Source organism: Corynebacterium nasorum (assembly GCF_022345765.1).
Lineage (GTDB): Bacteria > Actinomycetota > Actinomycetes > Mycobacteriales > Mycobacteriaceae > Corynebacterium > Corynebacterium kefirresidentii.
Genome location: NZ_JAKRDR010000013.1, coordinates 44,531 through 67,566 on the forward strand (window position 1 = coordinate 44,531; position 23,036 = coordinate 67,566).

The 23,036-nt window shown below is 58.2% G+C and carries 22 protein-coding genes; 12 read left to right on the forward strand and 10 right to left on the reverse strand.

The annotated features are described in order from the left end of the window. Position 1 precedes the first annotated feature (1 nt). Positions 2 to 1,024 carry an exopolyphosphatase gene (locus tag MHK04_RS09260; protein ID WP_239205936.1) on the reverse strand — a complete coding sequence of 341 codons (1,023 nt, stop codon included), beginning with the start codon at positions 1,022 to 1,024 and terminating at the stop codon, positions 2 to 4. Positions 1,025 to 1,065: 41 nt separating this feature from the next. Here MHK04_RS09260 and cobA point away from each other — a divergent pair, with 41 nt between their 5' ends. Then, positions 1,066 to 1,803: a uroporphyrinogen-III C-methyltransferase gene (gene cobA, locus MHK04_RS09265; RefSeq protein ID WP_023020769.1), complete on the forward strand. Its 738-nt coding sequence runs from the start codon at positions 1,066 to 1,068 to the stop codon at positions 1,801 to 1,803. Positions 1,804 to 1,914: 111 nt separating this feature from the next. On the opposite strand, the gene MHK04_RS09270 is transcribed toward cobA, so the two are convergent. Genes MHK04_RS09270 through MHK04_RS09285 form a run of 4 tightly spaced genes read right to left on the reverse strand, consistent with a single transcriptional unit; the run spans position 1,915 to position 5,578 of the window. Further along, on the reverse strand, positions 1,915 to 2,964 hold the full coding sequence (locus tag MHK04_RS09270) for a sulfite exporter TauE/SafE family protein (protein ID WP_023020768.1): 1,050 nt from the start codon (positions 2,962 to 2,964) through the stop codon (positions 1,915 to 1,917). Then, positions 2,958 to 3,644, reverse strand: a complete 687-nt coding sequence (locus MHK04_RS09275) for a sirohydrochlorin chelatase (protein ID WP_200288079.1) — start codon at positions 3,642 to 3,644, stop codon at positions 2,958 to 2,960. Before MHK04_RS09275 ends, MHK04_RS09270 begins: the two co-directional genes overlap by 7 nt. Positions 3,645 to 3,653: 9 nt before the next feature. Then, positions 3,654 to 3,905, reverse strand: coding sequence for a hypothetical protein (locus MHK04_RS09280; RefSeq protein ID WP_200288081.1), 252 nt, complete (start codon positions 3,903 to 3,905; stop codon positions 3,654 to 3,656). Further along, entirely contained in the window at positions 3,902 to 5,578 is a 1,677-nt protein-coding gene (locus tag MHK04_RS09285; RefSeq protein WP_200288083.1) for a nitrite/sulfite reductase, read from the reverse strand. Before MHK04_RS09285 ends, MHK04_RS09280 begins: the two co-directional genes overlap by 4 nt. Positions 5,579 to 5,830: 252 nt before the next feature. On the opposite strand from MHK04_RS09285, the gene MHK04_RS09290 reads away from it, so the two are divergent. Beyond that, positions 5,831 to 7,186: an FAD-dependent oxidoreductase gene (locus MHK04_RS09290; RefSeq protein ID WP_239208507.1), complete on the forward strand. Its 1,356-nt coding sequence runs from the start codon at positions 5,831 to 5,833 to the stop codon at positions 7,184 to 7,186. On the opposite strand, the gene MHK04_RS09295 is transcribed toward MHK04_RS09290, so the two are convergent. Continuing rightward, positions 7,183 to 8,550: a phosphomannomutase/phosphoglucomutase gene (locus tag MHK04_RS09295; protein WP_239208505.1), complete on the reverse strand. Its 1,368-nt coding sequence runs from the start codon at positions 8,548 to 8,550 to the stop codon at positions 7,183 to 7,185. The two genes, MHK04_RS09290 and MHK04_RS09295, sit on opposite strands and share 4 nt — an antisense overlap. 54 nt (positions 8,551 to 8,604) lie before the next feature. After that, complete coding sequence (locus MHK04_RS09300; protein WP_324291889.1) at positions 8,605 to 9,072, reverse strand: DUF3499 domain-containing protein; 468 nt, start codon at positions 9,070 to 9,072, stop codon at positions 8,605 to 8,607. Positions 9,073 to 9,167: 95 nt separating this feature from the next. On the opposite strand from MHK04_RS09300, the gene MHK04_RS09305 reads away from it, so the two are divergent. Beyond that, positions 9,168 to 9,638, forward strand: a complete 471-nt coding sequence (locus tag MHK04_RS09305; protein WP_023020761.1) for a metallopeptidase family protein — start codon at positions 9,168 to 9,170, stop codon at positions 9,636 to 9,638. A gap of 80 nt (positions 9,639 to 9,718) precedes the next feature. Here MHK04_RS09305 and MHK04_RS09310 read toward each other — a convergent pair whose 3' ends face one another. The 3 genes from MHK04_RS09310 to MHK04_RS09320 all read right to left on the reverse strand — a co-directional run bounded on the left by MHK04_RS09310 (position 9,719) and on the right by MHK04_RS09320 (position 12,629). Further along, positions 9,719 to 9,967, reverse strand: coding sequence for a WhiB family transcriptional regulator (locus tag MHK04_RS09310; protein ID WP_005528147.1), 249 nt, complete (start codon positions 9,965 to 9,967; stop codon positions 9,719 to 9,721). Positions 9,968 to 10,534: 567 nt separating this feature from the next. Then, positions 10,535 to 11,629, reverse strand: coding sequence for a mannose-1-phosphate guanylyltransferase (manB, locus tag MHK04_RS09315; protein ID WP_023020760.1), 1,095 nt, complete (start codon positions 11,627 to 11,629; stop codon positions 10,535 to 10,537). 100 nt (positions 11,630 to 11,729) lie between these two features. Next, entirely contained in the window at positions 11,730 to 12,629 is a 900-nt protein-coding gene (locus MHK04_RS09320) for a glycosyltransferase family 2 protein (protein WP_239208503.1), read from the reverse strand. Between the two features lie 124 nt (positions 12,630 to 12,753). Between MHK04_RS09320 and MHK04_RS09325 the strand changes: the two genes are divergently transcribed. The 9 genes from MHK04_RS09325 (at position 12,754) to MHK04_RS09365 (ending at position 22,934) form a co-directional block, all read left to right on the forward strand. Beyond that, positions 12,754 to 14,385, forward strand: coding sequence for an LCP family protein (locus tag MHK04_RS09325; RefSeq protein ID WP_239208501.1), 1,632 nt, complete (start codon positions 12,754 to 12,756; stop codon positions 14,383 to 14,385). A 25-nt stretch (positions 14,386 to 14,410) separates the two neighbouring features. Further along, entirely contained in the window at positions 14,411 to 15,076 is a 666-nt protein-coding gene (locus MHK04_RS09330) for a TIGR03089 family protein (protein ID WP_200288089.1), read from the forward strand. A gap of 43 nt (positions 15,077 to 15,119) precedes the next feature. Further along, the gene (locus MHK04_RS09335) at positions 15,120 to 15,857 is read left to right on the forward strand and encodes a sulfite exporter TauE/SafE family protein (protein WP_239208499.1); all 738 of its coding nucleotides are present in this window, start codon (positions 15,120 to 15,122) and stop codon (positions 15,855 to 15,857) included. A 501-nt stretch (positions 15,858 to 16,358) separates the two neighbouring features. Continuing rightward, positions 16,359 to 17,750 (forward strand): hypothetical protein, encoded by a 1,392-nt coding sequence (locus tag MHK04_RS09340; protein WP_239208497.1) that lies wholly within the window; start codon positions 16,359 to 16,361, stop codon positions 17,748 to 17,750. A gap of 215 nt (positions 17,751 to 17,965) precedes the next feature. Next, positions 17,966 to 18,607 (forward strand): ABC transporter permease, encoded by a 642-nt coding sequence (locus tag MHK04_RS09345; protein WP_239208495.1) that lies wholly within the window; start codon positions 17,966 to 17,968, stop codon positions 18,605 to 18,607. Then, complete coding sequence (locus MHK04_RS09350; protein WP_200288102.1) at positions 18,604 to 19,806, forward strand: ABC transporter ATP-binding protein; 1,203 nt, start codon at positions 18,604 to 18,606, stop codon at positions 19,804 to 19,806. Before MHK04_RS09345 ends, MHK04_RS09350 begins: the two co-directional genes overlap by 4 nt. Then, complete coding sequence (locus MHK04_RS09355) at positions 19,793 to 20,545, forward strand: ABC transporter permease (protein WP_200288104.1); 753 nt, start codon at positions 19,793 to 19,795, stop codon at positions 20,543 to 20,545. Before MHK04_RS09350 ends, MHK04_RS09355 begins: the two co-directional genes overlap by 14 nt. After that, the gene (locus tag MHK04_RS09360; RefSeq protein WP_239208493.1) at positions 20,542 to 21,498 is read left to right on the forward strand and encodes a glycine betaine ABC transporter substrate-binding protein; all 957 of its coding nucleotides are present in this window, start codon (positions 20,542 to 20,544) and stop codon (positions 21,496 to 21,498) included. The genes MHK04_RS09355 and MHK04_RS09360 overlap by 4 nt, the downstream gene beginning before the upstream one ends. 161 nt (positions 21,499 to 21,659) lie before the next feature. Then, positions 21,660 to 22,934, forward strand: coding sequence for an amino acid permease (locus MHK04_RS09365; RefSeq protein WP_239208491.1), 1,275 nt, complete (start codon positions 21,660 to 21,662; stop codon positions 22,932 to 22,934). Positions 22,935 to 23,036 lie beyond the last annotated feature (102 nt).

Sequence of the window (23,036 nt, forward strand, 5' to 3'; positions counted from 1 at the left end):
TCTATCCTTTAGAAATCTCGTAGGCGGTCGCGGAGAAACTCCGCGTAATAAGCTGCAGTGAGCGGGCAAGATGCCCGAGGCCCGGTTCCGGGTCAATGCTGCGGACTGCAAGCGAGTTGGGCAGGTTCGCCTCTTCCTGCCCCCAGAAAATCACCTTCAAGGGTACCAAAGCATCCGTAGTGCCATCGCCATCAATGAAGGGGTCAAAGAAGAGATCATTTGCTCGGGAGCTATCGGAATCTCGGTCGAGTGCGCGTCGCAATTCCGCAGGGTCCACGAAAGCGCTCGGCAGGCCATGCACCGCCCAGATGGTCGCAGCCATACGAGCGACGAGGGCGTCGATCTGCACGTGCTCACGCCGCTCAGAAAAGGAATAAGGGTCGAGCACGCAGGAGTGGATGATGCGGGCGCCTTCGATAAATTCGCGCAGTTGGCGGCCCGGATTGGTAGTGGCATCGCGCTCAGGGGAAAGCTGCGCGAGTTCGCGGTCCACGGCTGCAGCAAGATCCTCCAGGATCTCTTTCACCGCGGTCGGGTCCTGGTAGAGCAGGCAGCACAGAGCATGCAGTGCGGCGATGTTGCGGGCAGGCGAACTGCCCTCTGCCGTAGGTAGGCAGGGGGCGATGAGGGTATCGTCCGGGCAGTCCTCCACGAGCGGGCCCTTGGCCGGGCCAATCAAAACGGTGGTGGCGCCGCGCTGGCTGGCGGCAATTAATGCGCGCGAAGCCCAATCGCATTCGCCGGTCTCGCCTACGACAACAACCACGTCCAATGCTCCCACGTAACGCGGGAGCGATTCGGTGACGACGAGCGGGATTCGCAGCGGCTCTGCAAGGCCGACACCCAAGTGGGCGGCTTCCCTGGCAATCGCATCGGTGGGGATTATGACCAGCGAGCGAGGATTAAGCCCGCGGAGCGCCTCGCTCCAAAGCTCCACTTCTCCGGCCAATAGGCGGATTTGAGCGCCTTCGTGCGCGACATCAAAAAAGCGCACGGTTTCGGCATCATAATTACCGGTATCCATGTGGCTTAAGCATAGTCGGGCACCCACTAAGATGGAGTCCCATGACTTCCGCACAGATCCATCCCGTGACCCTCATTGGCGGCGGCCCCGGCGCGTGGGACCTCATTACTGTACGCGGCATGCGCGCCTTGCAGGATGCAGAGGTTATTCTCGCCGATCACCTGGGACCTACAGCGCAGCTCGATAGGCTGTGTGATATTTCTTCCAAAGAGCTCATTGACGTCTCTAAACTCCCCTATAAGAAGTCAATCTCGCAGGAAAAGATCAACGAGTTACTCATCACTCATGCCCGCTCTGGCCGCAAGGTAGCCCGCCTTAAGGGAGGCGATCCCTTCGTCTTTGGGCGCGGATTTGAGGAAGTTCAAGCGCTGGCGGAAGCTTCGATTCCCACCACGGTCATACCGGGCGTAACTTCAGCTATTTCCGTTCCCGCAGCCGTTGGCGTTCCGGTAACTCAGCGCGGCATCGTCCACGGCTTCACGGTGGTTTCCGGGCATCTACCACCCGGCCACGAGAAATCCTTGGTGGACTGGGAAGCTCTCGCCCGTTCTGGCGCCACGCTGGCGGTCATTATGGGGGTTAAGAATGCACCGGCGATTGCTAGCACGCTTATTGCAGCCTCCCTCTCCCCTTCCACCCCCTGCGCCATCATCCAAGAAGGCACGCTTTCTACCGAGCGCGCTTACCGCTGCACCTTGGCCACACTGGCGCAGACGATAACAGAGCACGATATCTCCTCGCCGGCGGTCTATGTCATCGGCGAGGTGGCCGGCCTCTAGCGGGTTCAGGGTAGCAAGACTCGCATAAGCCCTAACCCCACTTTCGGCCGCGTTCCGCCTACTGCAGCCAAACCTTGGTCTATTGCCTGGCCAAAGGCCGCAGTCGATGCGCTACATTCGGTCCGAGGCGGGGCTTTCGGGCGCCTTATCCTGCACGATGGTGACACCTGACCTGCGCGAACCGTGGAAGTGATGGGCGGCGGCGACACGCTCTGGGTAATCCGGGGCATGAAAGTCCGCGTGGGCGGCTTCCTCAGCGTTTTCTGCTTCCAATTCCGCTGCACGGGCACGCGTAGTGCGCAGCGTGCCACGAACTGTTGCGGCCGCACCAGCAGCGACCACGACGGCGATGACTATCGAGGTAACTGCTGATGGCACTGACCAGCCAAAGTAGGTCTCGGCGCCACCGATAACCTTGCTGATATTAAGCCCTACGATGGCCGTGCCCACCAATCCACCAAGCAGGACTGGGTTGATACGGGAGATGAGCCACGCAGCGATCGGAGCAGTGATGGCGCCGCCGATGAGAAGCGCGATAACGGCGGCAAGGTTGCCGACGATGTCGTGCCAGAGGCCGACGATAAAGCCCGCGGTGGCACCCAAGGTCACGAGGAATTCGGCGGCGTTGACCGTGCCCACAATGCGGCGCGGCTGCTCCCGACCAATGGCCATAAGCGTGGAGGTCGACACGGGACCCCAGCCACCGCCACCGGTAGAATCGACAAATCCGCCCACCAGGCCAAGGCCGGCGAGAAACGGAGTGGAATGCGAGCGCTTGTAGGCGGAACCGCGGCGGCGCGGTTGGGAGAACCGCCAGATGAGGTTAGCACCAATGCCTACCAGGATGAGTGCGGTCACCGGTGCAGCAGCGGCAGTGGAAATATTCGAAAGCAACGTGGCCCCCACAAACGCGGCAATACCGCCGGGGACGCCAAGGCGGACCACCGTCTTCCAGTCCACGTTGCCGAAGCGTGCGTGGCTCAAACCGGAAATGGCAGTGGTGCCAAGCTCAGCGGTGTGCACGACGGCAGAGGCCTGCGCGGGACCTAGGCCGGCAAGGAGCAGCATCGTGGTAGACGTGACGCCGAACCCCATGCCGATGCCACCGTCCACGAGGTTGGCGGCCGCACCGGCGAGGGCGATGAGAATGAGAGTTAGCATGGCGCGAATACCTCCTTTGCACCGCGGCGTGCATGATGAAAACGGTCTGCGACGAGGCCTGAAATATCAGTGCCGAGCGGGTGCTCAACGGTCGCGGGAACACCCGCCAAGCGGTCTAGGAGCAGCCCCTCGGTGACAAAGAGCGGTATGACGCGCACCCGCTTAGGGTCCGCATGCTCGCGGCACAGGCGCACGATCCCCTCGCGGCCACCGCGGGTAGCAAATTCCACCGTCACGGGTACGCCGGTGAGCGCGAAGGTGCGGTGGGCGAGCTCACGGATGGCATCATTCGCCGCTGAATCGGAGGAACCAACGGAATAGATGACCACGTGGGCGTCGCCAGGCCGGGTACGTGAGGCGAGCACATGGGCGAGGTCCTCGCCAGTGCCGAGGCCTGCGGCGAGGTAGAGGGACAAGTGTGAGGCCTGGGAGGCTGCGGCAAGCGCGCGCGGAACATCAACGCGCTGGTGATACCCCTGGGTGAAAAGCAGGGGAACCACAATTGCCTCGGTTTCCCCCACCTGGGCAAGCTCGAGCGCGGCCGCGGTGAGGTCAGGCTCGTTGAATTCCAGGTGCGCCGCGCGAGCTGGACGCAGGCCCGTGGCCTGGGTCAAACGCTCAATTCCGGCCGCAGCACCCGGATGCCGTGAACCGTGAGACAGGGTAATGAGTGCGGGCATGGGGCATCCTTAAGCCTTTAGCGCCGTGGTATGGCCGCGGCGGGCAAGCGAGCGCTTCAGTGCTTCGTTGGAGGACACGGCCGGTGCAGGGACTACCGGGGCATCGTCCTGGCCGTGGAAACGCACGGAGAAAATCCGCAAGCATTCCTGGCATTTCCAGGCAAAGTCGTCTTCCTCATCCGGAAAGAGGTCGGTTCCGGCGCAATATGGGCAGAAGCTGGGATGGTTGCGGTTGGGATTGGGCTGGCGGCGAAAATTCACTGCAAGTCCTCCTCAGCTGCGCGCAAAACCCAGTGGCGGAACTGCTCACCTTCCTCGCGCTGCTCCTTGTATTTGTTGACCAAGCGGATGACGTACTCGGGCACCTCATCGGCCACGACCTTGTGGCCACGCAGCTTGCGGCCCCAGTCCGGAGACAGGCCAAGGGCGCCGCCTAGATGGACCTGGAAACCCTCGACGCGGTTGCCCTCGGAATCAGTGACGATCTGCCCCTTCAGGCCAATGTCTGCTACCTGTGAACGCGCACAGGCGTTGGGGCAGCCGTTAAGCGCGATGGAAATCGGCACATCCAGATCACCCAGGGTGTCTTCCAGGATGTCCACCAACTCGATGGCGCGGGCCTTGGTGGTCACGTGCGCGAGCTTGCAAAACTCCAGCCCGGTGCAGGAAATGACGCCACGGCGAAACTCGGATGGCTGGGAATACAGTCCGGTCTCGTCGAGCGCACGGGATAGGCTCGGGATGTCCTCTTCATCGACGTCGAGGAAAAGCAGCTCTTTCATCGGGGTAGTGCGAATACGGCTAATCCCAAATTTCTCAGCCACGTCTGCGATAGCGATGAGCTGTTCGCCGGTGGCATGGCCCACGGTAGGCTTCACGCCCACGTAGAACTTGCCGTCCTTTTGGCGGTGCACGCCAAGATGATCGCGAGAGCCGGGCTCGACTTCCAACGGGACGCCATCCAGCAGCGGCTCATCTAGGTATTCCTCTTCCAACACCTGGCGGAACTTTTCAATGCCCCACTTAGCCACCAAGAACTTCAGGCGGGCTCGGTTTCGATTACGGCGGAAGCCGTAGTCACGGAAGATGCCGACCACACCGGCCCACACCTCAGGCACGCGTTCTAGGGGAACCCAGGCGCCGAGGGACTGCGAGAGCATCGGGTTAGTAGAAAGGCCTCCGCCAACAAAGCAATCGAATCCAGGGCCGTACTCTGGATGGTTCACGCCTACGAAGGCGACGTCTTGTATCTCGTGTGTGACGTCCTGACGGGAGTTGCCAGAGATGGCGGTTTTGAATTTGCGCGGTAGGTTATGGAACTCCTCACGCGGCAGATAGTTATTTTTGATCTCTTCAATGGCCGGGGTGGCGTCAATAATTTCATCTTCTGCCACGCCCGCGACAGGCGAGCCCAGGATAACGCGGGGCACGTCGCCGCACCCCATAAGCGTGCTCAGCCCCACCGACTCAAGCTTGTCCCAGATGGTGGGCACATCCTCGATACGAATCCAATGCAGCTGGATATTTTGGCGGTCCGTGAAGTCCGCGGTAGAGCGGGCATAATCACGCGAGATCTCACCCACAGCGCGCAGCTTGGCGGGATCGGCGCGGCCACCATCGAAGCGCACGCGCATCATGAAGTACTCATCCTGCAGCTCAGCGTTAGAAAGCTTAGCGGTCATCTCACCGCCCAAGTTTTGGTTGCGCTGGGTATAAAGGCCCAACCACTTGAACCGAGGAGCTAGGTCATCAGAAGGGATCGAGGAAAATCCTTGCTTGGAATAGATATCGATGACGCGCTGCTTGGCAGAAAGCCCACCATCCTCCTGCTTAATTACCTCATCGTTATTGAGGGGCTTGGTACCGTCAATCTTCCATTGGCCTTCGGGCTTCTTGGCGCGGGGAGTGCGCTTGGTATTAGTCGCGGTGGTCATGGTGTAGATCTCAACCTGCCTTTCCTAAGTATTGAAAGACAACCTACCCGTCTAAATCAGACAGACAAAGCGGTCTTTTTTATTTTCAAGTAAAAAATCGCCATAACCTGTGCAAAAGTCAGAATAATTTTAGAAACTAATTCTTAGCCTTGCCGCAATCTAGACCAGACGGTTCAATTGCCAGAAAGATAAAGCTAAGAAAATGAACCCAGCGGTCTAGCCCCGCGAGAAAGAGAAAGGCCTTCGCACAACATGAATCAGCCCTTAAAAGTAGCCGTGATCGGTGCCGGTCCAGCCGGCATCTATGCCTCCGACATCTTGGTAAAAAAGACCGGTGGTGAGGTACAGATTGACCTCATTGAGCAGATGCCCGCCCCCTTTGGCCTCATCCGTTACGGCGTAGCACCGGACCATCCGCGCATTAAAGGCATCATTAAATCCCTCCACCGCGTACTCGATACGGAGCAGATTCGCCTGCTGACCAACGTGCACATCGGCCGGGATATCACCGTCGATGAGCTGCAGCAGCATTATGATGCCGTGGTCTTTGCCACCGGCGCCGTGGGCGACCGCCACCGCGATATCCCCGGCGCGGACCTCGACGGCGTGCATGGTGCCGGCGAGTTCGTGGGCTTCTACGATGGCAACCCGCGCTTCGAGCGCAATTGGGATCTTTCCGCCACAGAGGTCGCAGTCATCGGCGTGGGTAACGTGGGCCTTGATGTCTCCCGCATCCTGGCCAAGACTGGTGACGAGCTCAAGGTGACCGAAATCCCCGATAATGTCTACGATTCCCTGGCCCAGAACCAGGCCGAGACCGTGCGCGTCTTCGGCCGCCGCGGCCCGGCGCAGGCCAAGTTCACCCCGCAGGAGCTCAAGGAGCTGGACCATTCCGAGTCCATTAATGTCGTGGTTTCCCCGGAGGACATTGACTATGACGAGGCTTCGCTGGCCGCGCGCCAAGAAAGCAAGTCCACTGACTTGGTGTGCCAGGTGCTCGAGCAGTACGCCATTCGAGATCCGAAAAAGGCACCGCACACCCTGCAGATTCACCTTTTTGAGCAGCCGGTGGAGATCATGGGTAAGGACGGCAAAGTCAGCGGGATTAAGACCGAGCGCACCGCCCTTAATGGGGATGGCAGCGTGCACGGTACCGGGAAGTTCACCGAATGGCCGGCACAGGCGGTCTATTTCGCCACCGGCTACCGCTCCGATGCGGTCGATGGCGTGCCCTTCAACCAGGACAAAAACGTCATCAATAACGATGGCGGCCATGTCATCGATGCGGCCGGCAAGGTAGTTCCGGGCCTGTACACCACCGGATGGATTAAGCGCGGGCCAGTGGGGCTCATTGGCAATACCAAATCCGATGCCACGGAAACAATTGGCATGCTGCTTGCCGACGCCGCCTCCGGCACCCTCCCCTCCCCTTCCAGCGACGCAGATATCACCGAGGTCCTTAGCGAGCGGGGAATCGAATACTTGACGTGGCAAGACTGGCAGCGTTTAGACGCGGCCGAGCGCGCACTGGGCGAACGCGAGGGCCGCGAACGCAAGAAGTTCGTGGAGTGGGAGGACATGGTCTCCCACTCGCGCGCCGAGGGTTAACGGCGGATGATGGCGAGGACTTCGTCGACGATGGCCTGAACTTCGTCGGCGGTCTTTGCCTCTACGTTGAGGCGTAGCAGCGGTTCCGTATTGGAGGCACGTACGTTAAACCATGCCTCGGTTCCCTTGAGCTCGACGGTCACACCATCCAGCTCATCGACGGACTCAATTTTATCCGCCAGCTCATCCAGCACTGCCTGGGTAGCGGCTTTCTGATCCTCCACGGTGGAATTGATCTCACCAGAGGCTTCATAGCGGGAGTATTCTGCCATGAGCTCGCTTAGCGGCTTATCGGACTGTCCGAGCGCTGCCAGCACGTGCATAGCGGCAAGCATGCCGGAATCAGCATTCCAGAACTCCTGGAAGTAATAGTGCGCGGAGTGCTCACCGCCGAAGGCGGCCTTGTGCTCAGCCATCTGCGCCTTAATGAAGGAGTGACCCACGCGGGTGCGCACTGGGGTGCCGCCCTTTTCCTTGATGAGCTCCGGCACGGTCTTAGAGGTAATCAAGTTGTGGATGATGGTAGCGCCGGGGAACTTATCCAAGTAGCGTCCTGCCACCAACGCGCAAATGGCAGACGGGGAAACAGGCTGGCCTTTTTCATCCACGACGAAGCAGCGGTCCGCATCACCATCAAAAGCCAAGCCAATATCAGCTTTCTGCTCCACGGTGAACTTCTGCAGATCCACCAGGTTCTTCGGGTCCAGCGGATTAGCCTCGTGGTTCGGGAAGGTACCGTCAAGTTCGAAGTACAAATCACGAACCTCGAAAGGCAGGCCATCGAAGACAGCCGGCACGGTGTGGCCACCCATACCATTGGCGGCATCTACAGCCACGACGAGAGGCTTGGAATCCTCCAACGGCACCAGCTTGCGTAGGAAGTCCGCATAGCCAGCCAGAATCTCCTGCTCTGCAATCGCACCTTCAGTGCCGGTGTACTCCGGGGTGCCTTCAATAAGCATCTGCTTAATCTGCCCCAAACCAGTCTCCTGGCCCACAGGCACTGCGCCGGCACGACAGAGCTTAATTCCGTTGTACTTGGCTGGGTTGTGGGAGGCGGTAAACATAGCGCCCGCGCACTCCAGGGAACCAGCGGCGTAGTAAAGCTCGTCGGTAGAGGTCAGCCCCAACAGGGTCACATTGAGGCCCTGCGAGGTCACACCCTCAGCGAAGGCGCGCGCCAAAGACGGTGAGGAGGGACGCATATCGTGGCCGACGGCCACGGTATTTTCGCCTTCCTCACGCAAGATGGCGGCAAACGCAGCGCCCGTATCGCGCACGAAGTTTTCATCGATGTCTTCGCCCACCACGCCACGGACGTCATAGGCCTTAATTACTGCATCAAGCTGCTCACGAGTTCGCATACCCAGCAATAGTACTCTCGCCCGCAGGGAAACTACTGCACTGCGGGGTCCGTGTCAGTCCAGTTCCGATTCCGCCGGCGTTATTTCATCGGGTACAACCGAAAGGTGGGCACGGCGGGCCTTTTTGGCATAAGCCACGCGACGGGTACGAAAGACCGGGTGATTCGAATTAGCTGGGTCAGCGCCATCAAAGGTCGCGGAATAGTCGATAGGGTCTGCCCCCGAACCGGCGCTACCGTCATCGACCAAGCCGGTGGTCACGCGGCCGTCTTCCTTGACCGCTTCTGCCAGGGCCATCAGATCGTCTTCCTCATCCAGCTCGATGCGATCGACGCGCACCAGCTCCCAGCCCACCGGAGCCGAGATGCGATCGCGGTGCGTGGCGCACAGGTCCCAACTGTGCGGGTTCTCTTCTTCCGCCAGCGGGCCGACCACGGCCGTCTGGTCCGCGTACGCATAGGTCAATGTCGCCACGGCGGGGCGGCCGCAGCCTGGGCGGGAGCAATGGCGAGAAATAATCACAGCGCATAAGTCTAAACCCTTAGTTGAGATTTAGATAGTCTTCGCCCCGGCGTGGCTCCGCTAAATCCAGACCACCTGCGCCTTAGAATCAGGGCATGACCGCCGCTCGCCCGCACATCCGCCCCGCCCGCGACCGACACGGCCACGGCATGCGCGGACCCCTCCTCCCCCAGCAGACTCCGCGCTACCGCAGCGCGCGCGAGCACTTCGACATGGCCGTCTTGGAGGCCTATGCCCCCATCCAAAACTCCTTCGCCCCGCAATTGCGTGGCCTCGACCTAGCCGTAGACACCATTCCGCGCATGCGACTCTCACCCGATATGACCGTGCTCCCGGATGAGATTATCGCCGATGGGCCGGTCCCCCTCGGGCGCGTGGTTCCTGCCGGCGTAGACTCCGCCGGCCACCCCACGCGCGCCCGGTTGGTCATTTTCCGCATGCCCATCGAGCAGCGCGCTTCCACCCCGTCCGAGCGTTCCGAGCTTCTAGGTACGGTTATTACCGCGCTCGTGGCGAATTATCTCAACTTGGACCCGGAGGAAGTGGATCCACGCTATAGCTGGTAGCCACCTTCACGATATGACCCAGCAGAAAGGCCCCGAGCCGCACGTCATGTGCTTGCCCGGGGCCTTTCTGGACACCTTAATTATCCAATCTCGCGCTTGAGGCGGCGGCGCTCACGGTCCGATAGCCCGCCCCAAATACCGAAGCGCTCGTCGTGCTCCAACGCGTACTCCAAGCATTCATCACGCACCGCGCAGGCCTGGCAAATGCGCTTAGCCTCACGGGTAGAACCTCCCTTTTCAGGGAAGAATGCTTCAGGGTCCGTCTGCGCGCACAGCGCTTGGTCCTGCCACTCCTGCTCGACGGCACCGAAGAGTTCATCGAGTGACATCTCTGCAGCAGCACCGCCACGGAGAATGGCGTTGTTATTAGCCATTTTGTCCACGCCTTTTCCTTTCTCCGAGGTTGGGTAATTCTAATCAGTGCAACCGACCGTACACCACATTCCCTTTGGGTAACCCCGCTGGGCCGGTGTGGAAGTAACGGCGTCGGCCGCTGTTTCTTTCACTGATGTAATTTCACACCGGATCACTAAATATCGTCAACCCGAATTAGCGGCTTCTTTGCACTTTTCGGCAAAAACGCAGCACACGATCCCCACGCGTCACATCTGTAACAACTACTCCCCACCGGGGGTATAGGTAGGGGGTACTACATGTAGTGGCACCTCGTTTTTCTGTCAACAATTTTCAGAAAATTCCGGCGTGTCGCGCGCACAATCTCTCAAAGAAGGGATCTACGTACTCACCAACGCTGCACAGATTTCGCATTATGGTGGCAGCTTTAGAAGGACAGGCTGAGTAATTCCGCATGGAAAAGGCCGAACCAAGGACTCATTTTCCTCAGTTCGGCCTATCCCAGTCGGACTTATCGCATGGCCCAGCCCACGGCAGGAGCGTTAAGCATCGGAGCTAAAACGCACTCCAGCGTCCGGGATGGAAACGCCGGGGAAGACACGCATGCCGTCGAGAAGCTCGCAGCGCGCTCCAATGTGGGCGCCCTCGCCAATGACGCAGTTTTCAATGACCGCGTTGGCGCCAATATGTGCGCCGGAGGCAATAATGGAGTTATGAATGATGGCACCTGGCTCAATGCGTACGCCATCGAAGACGACGGTGCCCTCGAGGCGAGATCCGGCGCCTACCTCGGAACCACGGCCCACGGCAGTACCGGACAGCAGCAGCACGCCACCAGCGATGCCGGCCGAAGGATCCACCAAGGACTCGCCGGTCTTGCCTTCAATCAGCGGGGAAGGCGCAATGCCGCGCACCAAGTCCGACGATCCGCGAGTGAAGTCATCTGGGCGGCCCATGTCGCGCCAGTAGGAGTTGTCCACGTGACCGACAACGAGGCGACCCTCTGCCAGCAGTCCCGGGAAAGTCTCGCGCTCGACAGAGACGACACGATCGGCCGGAATAGACTCGATGACCGAACGCTTGAATACGTAGCAGCCGGCGTTGATCTGGTTGGTCGGCGGGTCCTCAGTCTTTTCCAAGAAGGCGGTTACCCGACCATTGGAATCGGTAGGCACGCAGCCGAAGGCACGAGGATCAGCCACGTTGAGCAGATGCATGGTGACATCGGCGTCCTTGTCATGGTGCGTGGTGAGGATTCCCTCCAGGTCCATGCCGGACAGCACATCGCCGTTGAAGACCATGACGGTGTCATTGCGCAGCTTGTCGTAGACATTGCGGATACCGCCGCCGGTACCGAGTGCGGTCTCTTCCACCACGTACTCGATCTCCAGGCCTAGGTCCGAACCGTCGCCGAAGTACTCCTCAAAGACCTCAGCCTTATATGAGGTAGACATGACCACGTGCTCGATGCCGGCGGCCTTGATGCGGGCGAGAAGATGCTGCAGGAACGGATAGTTGGCCGTCGGCAGCATCGGCTTCGGTGTACCGATGGTTAGTGGACGCAGGCGGGTACCGCGACCGCCAACGAGAATCACTGCATCCGTGCTGGCACCGTGGGTGGTGACTGCTTCAGTCATAGTCTTCCTTATGTATGCAGACAGTTTTATTCGGTGATTTTCTGAGGGACAGTGTAGAGCTTAAAAGCGCAATCTAGGTCAACGGCACGCGCACCGCGGCCTAAGAACCTGCCGATGCCGAGGCAATTAACCCACGCACCCGCAGCCCCAGCCACAGTGCACCACGCAATGGGGCCTGCCACCAGGCGGGGTGGCGGTCTGCTTGGAAGCGGTAGGCGGAGTCATGGTGCGCGCGTAGCATGGCGCCGGCGTGTGCTTGTGTGGAATGCCCCTTGGCGTGACTGATGACTGCTTCTGGGCAGAAAATGTTTTGGTAGCCGGCACGCGCGAAGCGATCGCCTAGATCTACATCTTCGAGGTACATGAAGTAACGCTCATCAAATCCGCCGATGGCTTCAAAAGCCTCCCAACGCACAAGAAGGCAGGAACCAGATAACCAACCAGCCGGCCGCTGCGTAGTCATATCGGTTTCATTGCGATAAGCGCGCGACCACGGATTAGAGGGCCAGATCGAGGAAAAGAGGGCGTGCCCAATGCCGGTGGCGACGGTAGGCACGGCACGGGCAGAGGGGTAATTGGTGCCGTCCGGCTCTACTATGCGCGGGCCCACGGCCGCAGCGTCCGGCCATTTGCGGGCACACTCGATGAGCCGATCGATAGATCCCGGCCTAAAGGCAACGTCCGGGTTGGAAATCAGGAAAAATTCCTCATCTACTCCGCCGCGCTCGCGGGCGACGCGGGCACCGGCGTTCATGCCAGCGCCATAGCCGATATTCCCGCCGGTATCGAGGAAATCTACCCCGGCGCGCTCGCGGGCGGCAGCCTCGGGAACACCGTCGGTAGAGCCATTATCCGCAAGCACCACCTTGGTGCCGCGGGCGTACGCACTCGGCAAGGAGTCTAAAAAACTACCGAGGTATTGTCCGGGACTATAAGTCACGGTGATCACGGCCAGTGGGAGTTGAGTTGGAGTAGTCACAATGGCCACGAGCTTAGTCACAAGCACTCCTCGCGCTGGGCAGGGACACTGCCCGAACACGCGAAATCGGACGCGGATCACTAATTTTTTAACGTTCTGCCCTAAACTGTCTCCAGATCCCCACCAATCTAGAAAGCCTCCACTTGTGACTTCTGAGAACACTCGCCGGGCGCGCACCATTCAGCCGGCGCCCTCTGCCGCTAGTGCGGTAAAGCAAAAAGGTTCCACGGCCATAAAGACGATCGTAGCCCTGCTATCCGCCCTGATCCTGGTGGTATCTGGCGTGGGTTATGCCACCGTCGGCCGGCTTGATAATGGTATGTCTTCTGCCAAGGACTTGTCCTTAGGCGGCAAGGGACTTTCCGGTAACTCGCTCGATGGCGCGGTGGATATCTTGCTGGTGGGCAAGGATTCGCGCACCGATGCTAAGGGCGATCCCCTCTCCGATAAGGAACTAGCAGACCTGCACGCCGGCGTGGCCGATGGTGAGGAAAATACCGACACCATGATGCTCATCCGCGTTCCGGAGGATGGTTCCCGTGCTACCGCCGTGTCCATTCCGCGCGATACCTATGTTAAGGATCCGGAGTACGGCAATATGAAGATGAATGCTGTCTTCGCCTCTCACAAGAACGCCAAGGTGGACGAGCTCAAGCAGGAAAACGCAGAGGCAGAAGCAAAGGGCAAAAAGAAGCCGCACTCGGATAAGGACATCGAAAAGCAGGGCGTCGAGGCCGGCCGCGAAGGGTTATTGGCCATGGTGCGGTCCTTGACCGGTGTGTCCATCGACCACTACGCGGAGGTGGGCCTGCTGGGCTTTACCCTGCTTACCGACGCCGTCGATGGTGTCGAAGTCTGCCTCAATGATGACGTCAATGACGATATGTCTGGCGCTAAGTTCAGCAAGGGCAAGCAGACCCTCGATGGCGCCAAGGCCCTAGCCTTTGTGCGCCAGCGCTACAACCTGCCGCGCGGCGACCTCGACCGCATCGTGCGCCAGCAGGCTTTTATGGCTTCCCTGGTCAATAAGATCTTGGACAATGACACCCTGGCTAATCCCTCCAAGCTTTCCAAGATTGCCAAGGCGGTGGAACGCTCCGTAGTCATCGATGAGGGCTGGGACATTATGGGCTTTGTTACCCAGCTTGCCGGCCTGGCAGGCGGCAATGTCACCTTCACCACCATCCCTGTTACCTCCATCGACGGCCAGGGCGATTATGGCGAATCTATCGTTACTATCGACGCCGCCGAGGTTCACCGTTTCATGGACGATTTGGCTAAGTCCCACGATGAAGCCACCGATGAGGCCAAGGCCGAGGATAAGGACAAGCAGAAAAAGGCGGACAAGGACAAGGACGTCGATCCTAATATCAATATCCACGTCCTCAACGCCGGCAATATTGACGGCCTAGCTTCCGGCATCGGCTCTTGGCTTGAGGGCAAGGGCTATACGGTAGAGCGCTCCGCTAACGCGCAACCGGGCATCTACAGTGAGTCGCAAGTGGTAGCCGCTGATCCGACGAGCAAGGAGGCGAAAGCCCTAGCCAAGAAACTGGGTGGCCTGCCGGTGGCAGAGAACCCGCAGCTCGATAATGACACCCTCATCGTCGTGGCTACCGATGACTACCAGGGCCCCTCCGATAAGGAGGCCAGCGCCCAAGAGCCGGAGGAAGACAAGTCCAGCCAGCCGGTAGGCACCCCGGGCGATGACTTCGGTACCGCCAAGGTTTCCCCAGAAATCGACGCCGGTGGCGATGGCCCGCGCTGCGTGAACTAGCACTTCTCCCCTACGATGGGCGAGTATGGAACTACTCGCCCATCTTTTGCATGCCGATGCCGCCTCTCCGCGCCTTACCGTATATAACGAGACCACCGGCGCACGCATGGATTTTTCCGGGCAAACGCTCGACAATTGGGTAGCGAAGATCGCCAATATGCTGGAAGAAGAGCTCGACCTAGAGGCAGATTCCACCATTGCCATCGATCTGCCCTCCTCGTGGCAAGCGGCCGTTGTGGCCTTGGGTGCGCTCGCCTCCGGCCCTTCCTATAGCTTTGGCGAGTCTGCCGCGCTTGCCGACGTCGTCTTTACCTCCCCCTCCCGCTACCCCGCCGCCCATGATCGTCAACCCCAAGCCGATATCGTGCTCATCAGCGAGGACCCCTTTGGCCGCGGCGTCGTAGAATCCGGCGGCGATCTACCCACTGGCGCTATTGATTTCGGCCCTACCGTGCGCTTCTACGGCGATCAGTACTTTGGTGAAACCCAGCCACTGCCGCAACTCGTCAATACTCCTGCGAGCGCCGAGCGCCTGCTATCTACCGGCTGGTCTGATAATGAGTCTTTTTCCCGCGCCGTGCTCGAGCCCCTCGCCGCGGGAGGTTCCGCCGTCATCGTTGCCGGCGTGTGCCCAGCAGAGCGGTTAGAGGAAATCGCCTCCAATGAGAAAGTGACAGCTCGCCTTTCCTAGGTTTAGTCGGCAGGATTGAGCCCAGATACACTTAGCACTCGTTATGTTTCTGGGAATCTCCGCGGACGCATGGTCCTATATCTTCATCGGCCTCCTCATCCTTGCCGGCACCATCACTCAGGGCGCCATCGGTTTTGGTTTAGGGACCATTGCCACGCCCATCATCGCGCTCATTCGACCTGACCTGCTACCCACGCTCATTCTGCTGCTCGCGTTGTGCATTTCTAGCTATACGCTATCGCGCTCCTACCGCGAGACTTCTTGGCGCGTGGTGGGAATCTCTTCTCTTGCCCGCATCCCCGGTTCCTTAATAGGCGCTTGGGCAATCGCGAGTCTGTCCCCTGATGGATTATCCATCTTCATCGGTTGCGCCGTACTCTTTGCCATGACCCTATCCAGTTTGGGATGGAGCCCGCGGCCGACCACCCTCAATACGCTCATCGCCGGCGTAGCCTCCGGCATCCTGGGCACCTCCACTTCCATAGGCGGCCCGCCCATGGCGTTGATTATGAAGCGTTTTGATCCGAACCGTACCCGCGGCACTTTGGCGGGCACCTTCGTCCTCGGAACCTTAATTTCTCTTATAATTTTGACCCTCAATGGACAGATCAGCAGCACCCAAGTAACCGCTGCGGCGGCCTATTTCCCCCTTATTGTCATTGGACTTATCGCAGCGAACTACCTCAACCGATTTATAGATAGGAAACTGCTCAACCGCATCGTCATCATTGTGGCCATCTCTGCAGCCCTTATGCTGATCGTCGAATCCGCCCTCTTCTAGCCCTGCACCCCACCCTCTTCGGAACATCCTGGACAGTTCCGGTTGCGAAAAGCACCAACCTCTGCCATGTAAACGCCTATAACTTATGACATGTAACATTCACGCGCAGGCATTTTATAACCACCTTTCACCCGCTTAAATGCAGCGTACGACGCATATAGTGGCACGCCCGTAATTTCCCTACAAGACTCGTACGTCACTTTTGGGAGAGGCAGAATACCCCCACACGGGGGTATTCCAATTCGCTCCAAATAGGAATTGTATAGACATCTATCCATCAATAATTTTTGACGCACTATCGACCACTTAGCAGGAACAGGACCCAATAAACAGCTTGGTCTATATGAAGTATATCGCTCCTTCTGAAGGCAAAATATATAGACATCTAAGAGATGACGTAACTTTAAGCGTGTTTTAGCGTTTTCTTAGCGCAACGTCGAGAGTTGCTGGATTTCATTCATAAGTTCATTCATTTTCTACCTGCATTAGGAGAAGTTCTAGATGTCGATTCGTCGTCGCATGACCGGCTTGACCACCGGCCTCATCGTCGCCGGCACCGCATTCGCGGCACCGCTGGCTGGCGCCACCACCCAGACCGAGTCCTACCCGGAAACCCCGGCGCTGAACCCGGATCTGCCCATCATCCACACCACCCACGGTTCCGACCACATGAAGGCGAACGTTCTGAACCCTCGCCCGGTATGTAACCCGTGGGAGGACCACCGCACCGTGGTCTACAAGGTTTCCGATCGCTTCCTGCCGGCCGGCACCATCTCCACCACCAACCAGACCAAGAAGGACATCCCGCTGCAGCAGGATCTGTCCAAGTCCCAGTCCATCTCCGTTTCCGTCAACGGTGACCGCACCGAGACCACGTCCATGAACCTGGGCGGCAAGGGCTCCGGCAAGAATGCTGAAGGCTCCGCAGGCATCTCCCACGAGATCGCAACCAAGATTGGTGCTAGCGCCTCCTACTCCCTGTCTTGGGAGGCTGGCCAGTCCATCGGACCTTACGACGTTCCGCCAAACCACACCGGTGAAGCTACCTACGGCTTCCGCGTGCTGAACATGACCGGTACCCAGCAGTACTGCAAGCCAAACGGCACCTGGTCCACCCCGACCGCTTGGAATGCAATGCAGCCGGTTAAGAACGAAGTTCGCGTCAAGCTGTACGACAAGCTGTCTGATTCCTACGCTCCTAACAAGGATGCCCAGAACACCACCGACGTCAACGACCCGAAGGTTGTGCAAGAGGACAAGAACCTCGAGGCTGACGCAGAGGTAATCAAGGACACCGAGGGCACCGCCAAGGAAGATGCCGAGAAGGTTTCTGAGGCAGAGGGCAAGAACGAAGAGACTGCTGACAAGAAGAAGCAGGAAGAGGTTGATGCCAAGGAGGACAAGAAGGACTCCAAGCACAAGCTCGACCTCGAGCCTTACATGACCGTTTCCGGCGCTAAGCACGCTGGCTTCGCAGGCACCGTTGCAGTCCGCGCCAAGAACGTTGGCTCCGAGCGCTACTACGGCGAGTTCCCAGCTACCCAGTTCCGCGTTGATGTGAAGACCGCCAAGGGCCCGAAGGGCGTTGACCGCCTCATCACTCCGCGTTCCTCCAAAGGCGCTCACATCCGTGACCTGGGCTTCAACGAGAAGACCTCCACCCGCTCCTTCGAGGTAACCCTGGCTAACCCGATTAACGCTGGCGAGGAGGCTCGCATTGCGAACCTGGACTTCGGCGATGGCAAGACCAAGGAAGGCCGCCTCATCAATAACATCGAGGTAACCCAGACCTCCCGCATCAAGGGTGATGACTCCAAGTACAACGACCAGAACGTTGATTCCCGCGAGCACACCTTGAATGACTTTGGCAAGAAGGCTGAGGGCCTGTTCTAAGAACACCTCACTTCTGCCCTAGGAATATAGTTTCCTAGCCCGTCTCAAACAGAAGGCCGCCGCACCTCCCATGGTGCGGCGGCCTTCTTCTTGTCCATTGGCCGACCCACCTCCAACTTTGTATCCTTGACCGGTACGTCATGCCTTCTCGAAGGGAGTTTTATAGAGACTAAAACACCAATCCCACCCTCTCCTTCTTTCTTTAAGGTGATGAAATGACAGATTTTATTGCTGCGCGTTGGCAGGACATCCTCTTCCGCAGCTATCAGCACACCAGCTTGGTCATCCAATCCGTGGCCGTAGCACTAATAATCGCTCTCGTGATAGCTATTTTTGCGGCTCAACGCCCACGCGGAGCGGCCCTAGCCAATGCCCTATCCTCCATTGGCCTAACGCTTCCCTCACTCGCCCTTCTCGGCCTCGCCATTCCCCTCTTTGGAATCGGCACAGTGCCCTCCGTAGTTCTCGTAGTCTTTTATGCAGTTTTGCCAATTCTGCGCAATGCAATTGTCGGACTACATACGGTGGACCCCAGCATTATTGAATCTGCTCGCGGACAAGGCATGAGCAAAGCGGCGATTCTTTTTCGCATCCGCTTGCCACTGGCATGGCCCATCATCATGACTGGCATCCGAGTGGCAACCCAGATGTCTATGGGCGTGGCCGCCATCGCGGCCTATGCACTTGGACCAGGCCTCGGCGGCTATATCTATTCCGGCCTTAGCCAAATTGGCGGCACCAACGCGCTGAATTACACGCTAGTCGGCACACTCGGCGTCGTGGTAATCGCTCTCATCGTGGATGCAATTCTTGCCGGCATCCAGAAACTGACCACCCCGAAAGGCATTTCCGCATGACACAAAACAAGCAATCAAGTCCGGTTTCAGCTAGCGAGACCAGCGGTGCTGAAATCGTCTTTGACCACGTGACCAAGTCTTACCCAGGACAGAAATCACCTGCGGTAAAAGAGTTGTCTTTCCGCATCCCCGCCGGAGAGCTCGTGGCATTTGTGGGACCTTCCGGCTGTGGTAAGACCACTTCGCTTAAAATGATTAACCGCCTGGTCGAACCCACCAGCGGCGAAATCCGGATTAACGGTGAAGACGTAACCAAGAAGAATTCCACCCAGCTGCGCCGAGACATCGGATATGTTATTCAAGGCGGCGGCCTCATTCCCCACATGTCCGTCGCAGACAATATTGCACTCGTGCCAAAGCTCAAGAAATGGAATAACAACAAAATCTCACAGCGCACCGATGAGCTCTTGGACATGGTGGGCTTGGATCCCTCGATCTACCGGGACCGCTTCCCCCGAGAACTTTCGGGCGGACAACAGCAGCGCGTGGGTGTAGCGCGTGGTCTCGCGGCCGATCCCCCAGTGGTGCTCATGGATGAGCCTTTCGGCGCAGTGGACCCGATTACGCGCACGCACCTGCAGGATGAACTGGTAAACATCCAATCGGAGCTAAAGAAGACCGTTGTGTGCGTAACGCACGATATCGATGAGGCGATCAAGCTGGGCCACCGTATCCTCATTTTTGAACCCGGCGCGCAGATTAGCCAGTACGATACGCCGGAAAATATTCTGGCCGCACCAGCGAATGATTTTGTGGAAGACTTCATCGGTTCGGGCTCTGCCCTCAAGCAGCTAAATTTGCGGCGCGCGGATGAACTTGAGCTTTGGTCGCCACCCATAGGGCGCATCGGCGAGAAGACTGCAGACGTTCTCGAGCGTTTAGATACCGCCGGAGAAGGGACTGTCGTTATCCTGGACGAGCACGATCACCCGCGCGAATGGATCACCAAACGCCAGCTCAGCCGCTTTGAGTTCATTCCTGATCCGACTATAGAGTTGTCCTCTGTGGTGGAAGCTCGTTCTACGCTTAGCGACGCCATGTCGGCCATGCTTGCTTCCTCCCACGGCGGCGCCATGGTTACCCGCCGCGGAAAATTCCAAGGCGTGCTCCTTTATGACACGGTCAATGACTACATCCGTCAGATCAACTCCGATGCCCACTCTCCTCGCGGTGAAGGAGGTAGCAGTGGAAAAGCTTAAACGCCTCGGAGGAGAGAACCGGCTCCTCATTTTCGGTATTCCAGTTCTAGTCATCGCGGCAGTTGTCGGATGGCTCATTTGGCACGCCACCGCGGATCTTGATGAAATTGAGGCTCGCACCTTGGAGCTCAATTCCGTCGCGGCTTTGGCGTGGGAGCACCTCGTGCTCGTGCTTATTTCCGCACTCTTGGTTATCGCTGCCGCAATCCCCTTAGGGATTCTGCTCACGAGACAGTCCACGCAATTTCTTGCCCCCGTGGTCACGGGTATCGCCAATATTGGTCAGGCAGCTCCGGTCGTTGGCGTCATTGTACTCCTGGCCATTTGGCTCGGCTTCGGCACTCCGGTTGCCATCCTCGGGTTGTGGTTTTATGCCTTCTTGCCGGTGCTGGCCAATGTCATTGCAGGTTTAAGGGGCGTCGACAAGCAGCTCATTGAGGCAGCGCACGGGCTAAGCATGTCCCCCATGCAGGTTCTCGCCAAGGTAGAGCTTCCGCTTGCGCTGCCGGTCATCATGACCGGTGTCCGCACGTCTTTGGTGCTTCTCGTAGGCGCAGGTGCGTTTGCCACGTTTATCGATGCCGGTGGGCTTGGCGGACTCATCACCTCTGGAATCAACCTTTATCGCACGCCGATCCTTGTTTCGGGCGCGGTACTTATCGCAGCCTTAGCGCTCACCGTGGAATGGGTGGGCCGACTATTGGAACTCGCTTTTACGCCGAAGGGGATGATCAAATGAAACGCCTGATGGCAACACTCACCGCGGTAGGCACCCTTTTTCTGGCGGGCTGTGGCCTTGGTACTGCAGGTGGTTTGATTCCCCGCGGCGAACTGCAAGGCGATCTCGCCGGCATTGATCTGAGAGGCGAGACCATTTCCATCGGGTCAAAGAACTTCACCGAGCAGATCATTTTGGGAAAAATTGGAGCCATTTTGCTGCAGTCAGCGGGTGCCAACGTCAAGGATCTCACCAATATTCCGGGATCTACTTCGGCCCGCCAAGCCCTCCAAGTAGGCGATATGGACACGATGTTTGAGTACACCGGTACCGCATGGATTACCTATTTGGGCCATGATGATCCCGTTCCTGGTTCACGGGAACAATACGCAGCCGTGGAAAAGGCTGATAAGGAAAATGGCTTAACGTGGCTGCCGCCAGCGCCAATGAACAATACCTACGCCTTGGCTACAAGTGAGAAGACGCACCAAGAATCGGACGTAGAGACGCTCGCGGATATTAAGGAGCTTCCTCCCGAGCAGCAAACCTTCTGCACCGATGCCGAATTCCTCGCCCGCAATGATGGACTCCTTCCCATGCTCAAGAGTTATGGGGTGAAAGAGCCTCCACGCAGCCGCATTAAGGAAATGGATTCCGGCGCGGTCTATGCCGCCTTAGACAAGGGAGAATGCACCTTTGGCTCCGTTTTCGCCACCGATGGCCGCATTAAGGCCCTCCATTTGCAGGTGTTGACGGACCCTAATCTGTTCTTCCCTAAGTACAACCTTGCCCCGGTTATCCGCACCGAGGTTTTAGATGAGCATCCAGAAATTGAAGAGCTTTTCGCTCCCCTGTCACAGCTGCTTACCGACGAAAAGATGCAGGAACTCAATGCCCGCGTCGACGTCGACGGTGAGGACTACACCACCGTGGCACTCGATTTTTTGAAGGAAGAAAACCTGATCGCGGACTAGCTGCCAAGCCTTAGCAAGATTCCCAAAGACCGTTGCACCACCCTCGGTGCGGCGGTCTTTAATATTTCTTTAACCTAGATCACACTTTTACTTTCGTTCGCCAAAACCTTCAGATAGATTGTTTATGTTGTCTTATTCACACGTACTGAAGGATGAATTCTATGTCTCACACGACTGCGAATGCGCCTGCTTCACCGGCCAGTTCACCCACTACCGGCAGCGCAGACACCCCAAGCGGCAGCCAGGTAGCTACCAATAAGGCCGTCAATAGCCAGTGGACCATCACGCTCTTCGGCACTGCCGTGGGCGCAGGTATCCTCTTCTTGCCGATTTCCGCCGGCAGTTTCGGCTTTGTCCCGCTACTGGTAGCCACCCTGCTCATCTTCCCGATGATCTACCTGGCCCACCGTGCTTTCTCCTGGATCATTAGCTATTCGCCGCTGCATGGCGAAGACGTCCTTGCAGTACTCACTCACTTCTTTGGCCGGGGCAACGGCATCATCCTCGCGATTATCTACTGGTTCACCATCTTCCCGGTGGTGCTCATTTACGGCGTATCTATTACCAATACAGTCGATAGTTTCATCGTCAACCAGCTAGGCGGGCCGGAAATTTCCCGCTACATCTTGGCACCGCTGTGCGTAGGTCTGATGACGCTGGCACTTGCCTTTGGCAATGCCATCATGTTGAAGATTGCTCAGTTCGTGGTTTACCCGCTCATCGTGGCGCTGGCAGCAGTATCGCTCTACCTCATTCCACAATGGGACCTCGGGTCCTTCATGGAGGCCGGCGATCACACCGCTGGCGGCGTTATCAAGGCCATTATCCTTATCCTTCCCGTCTTGGTGTTCTCCTTCTCCTTCGTTGCTGCGATCTCCCAATTCTCGCTGGGCATGGAAAAGGAATACGGCGCGGACCACCACGCACAATCCGATAAGGTTATCCGCAATTCCGCCATCTTGCTAACCGTCTTCACCATGTTCTTTGTCTGGTCCTGCGCGCTGGCCATGGGTGCAGACGGCATGCAGGAGGCAAATGACAAGAACCTGCCGGTACTTTCCTACTTCGCCAACGAGACCGGCACCCCATTTATGGCCTACATGGCACCCATCGTGGTTATTTGTGCAGTGGCTTCTTCCTATTTCGGCCATGCCCTTGGCACCATCGAGGGCACCCAGTACCTCTTCAACCTGGCCGCCCCGAAAGCCACAAAGAAGATGTCTGCCCGCACGCTCGACCTATGGACCTACCTCTTCATCTTCATCGCCACGTCACTGGTAGGAATTTTCAACCCCTCCATCCTGGACATGATTTCTGTCGTGGGCGGCGTCTTCTTCGCCTTCATGACCTACCTGCTTCCCATCTGGGTCATTTACCGAGTGGACGCCCTAGCCCGCTTCCGCGGCAAAAAGACCAACCGTGCTGTCAAGGGGTGAATGCGCCACTTCGACCGGGAGGTAGTTGTGACGCGTTGGACTCCGAAGGATGTTAAGGATGCTGCTGTTGAGCGCGTGGTGGCAGGCGAGGCAGTTAGCCTG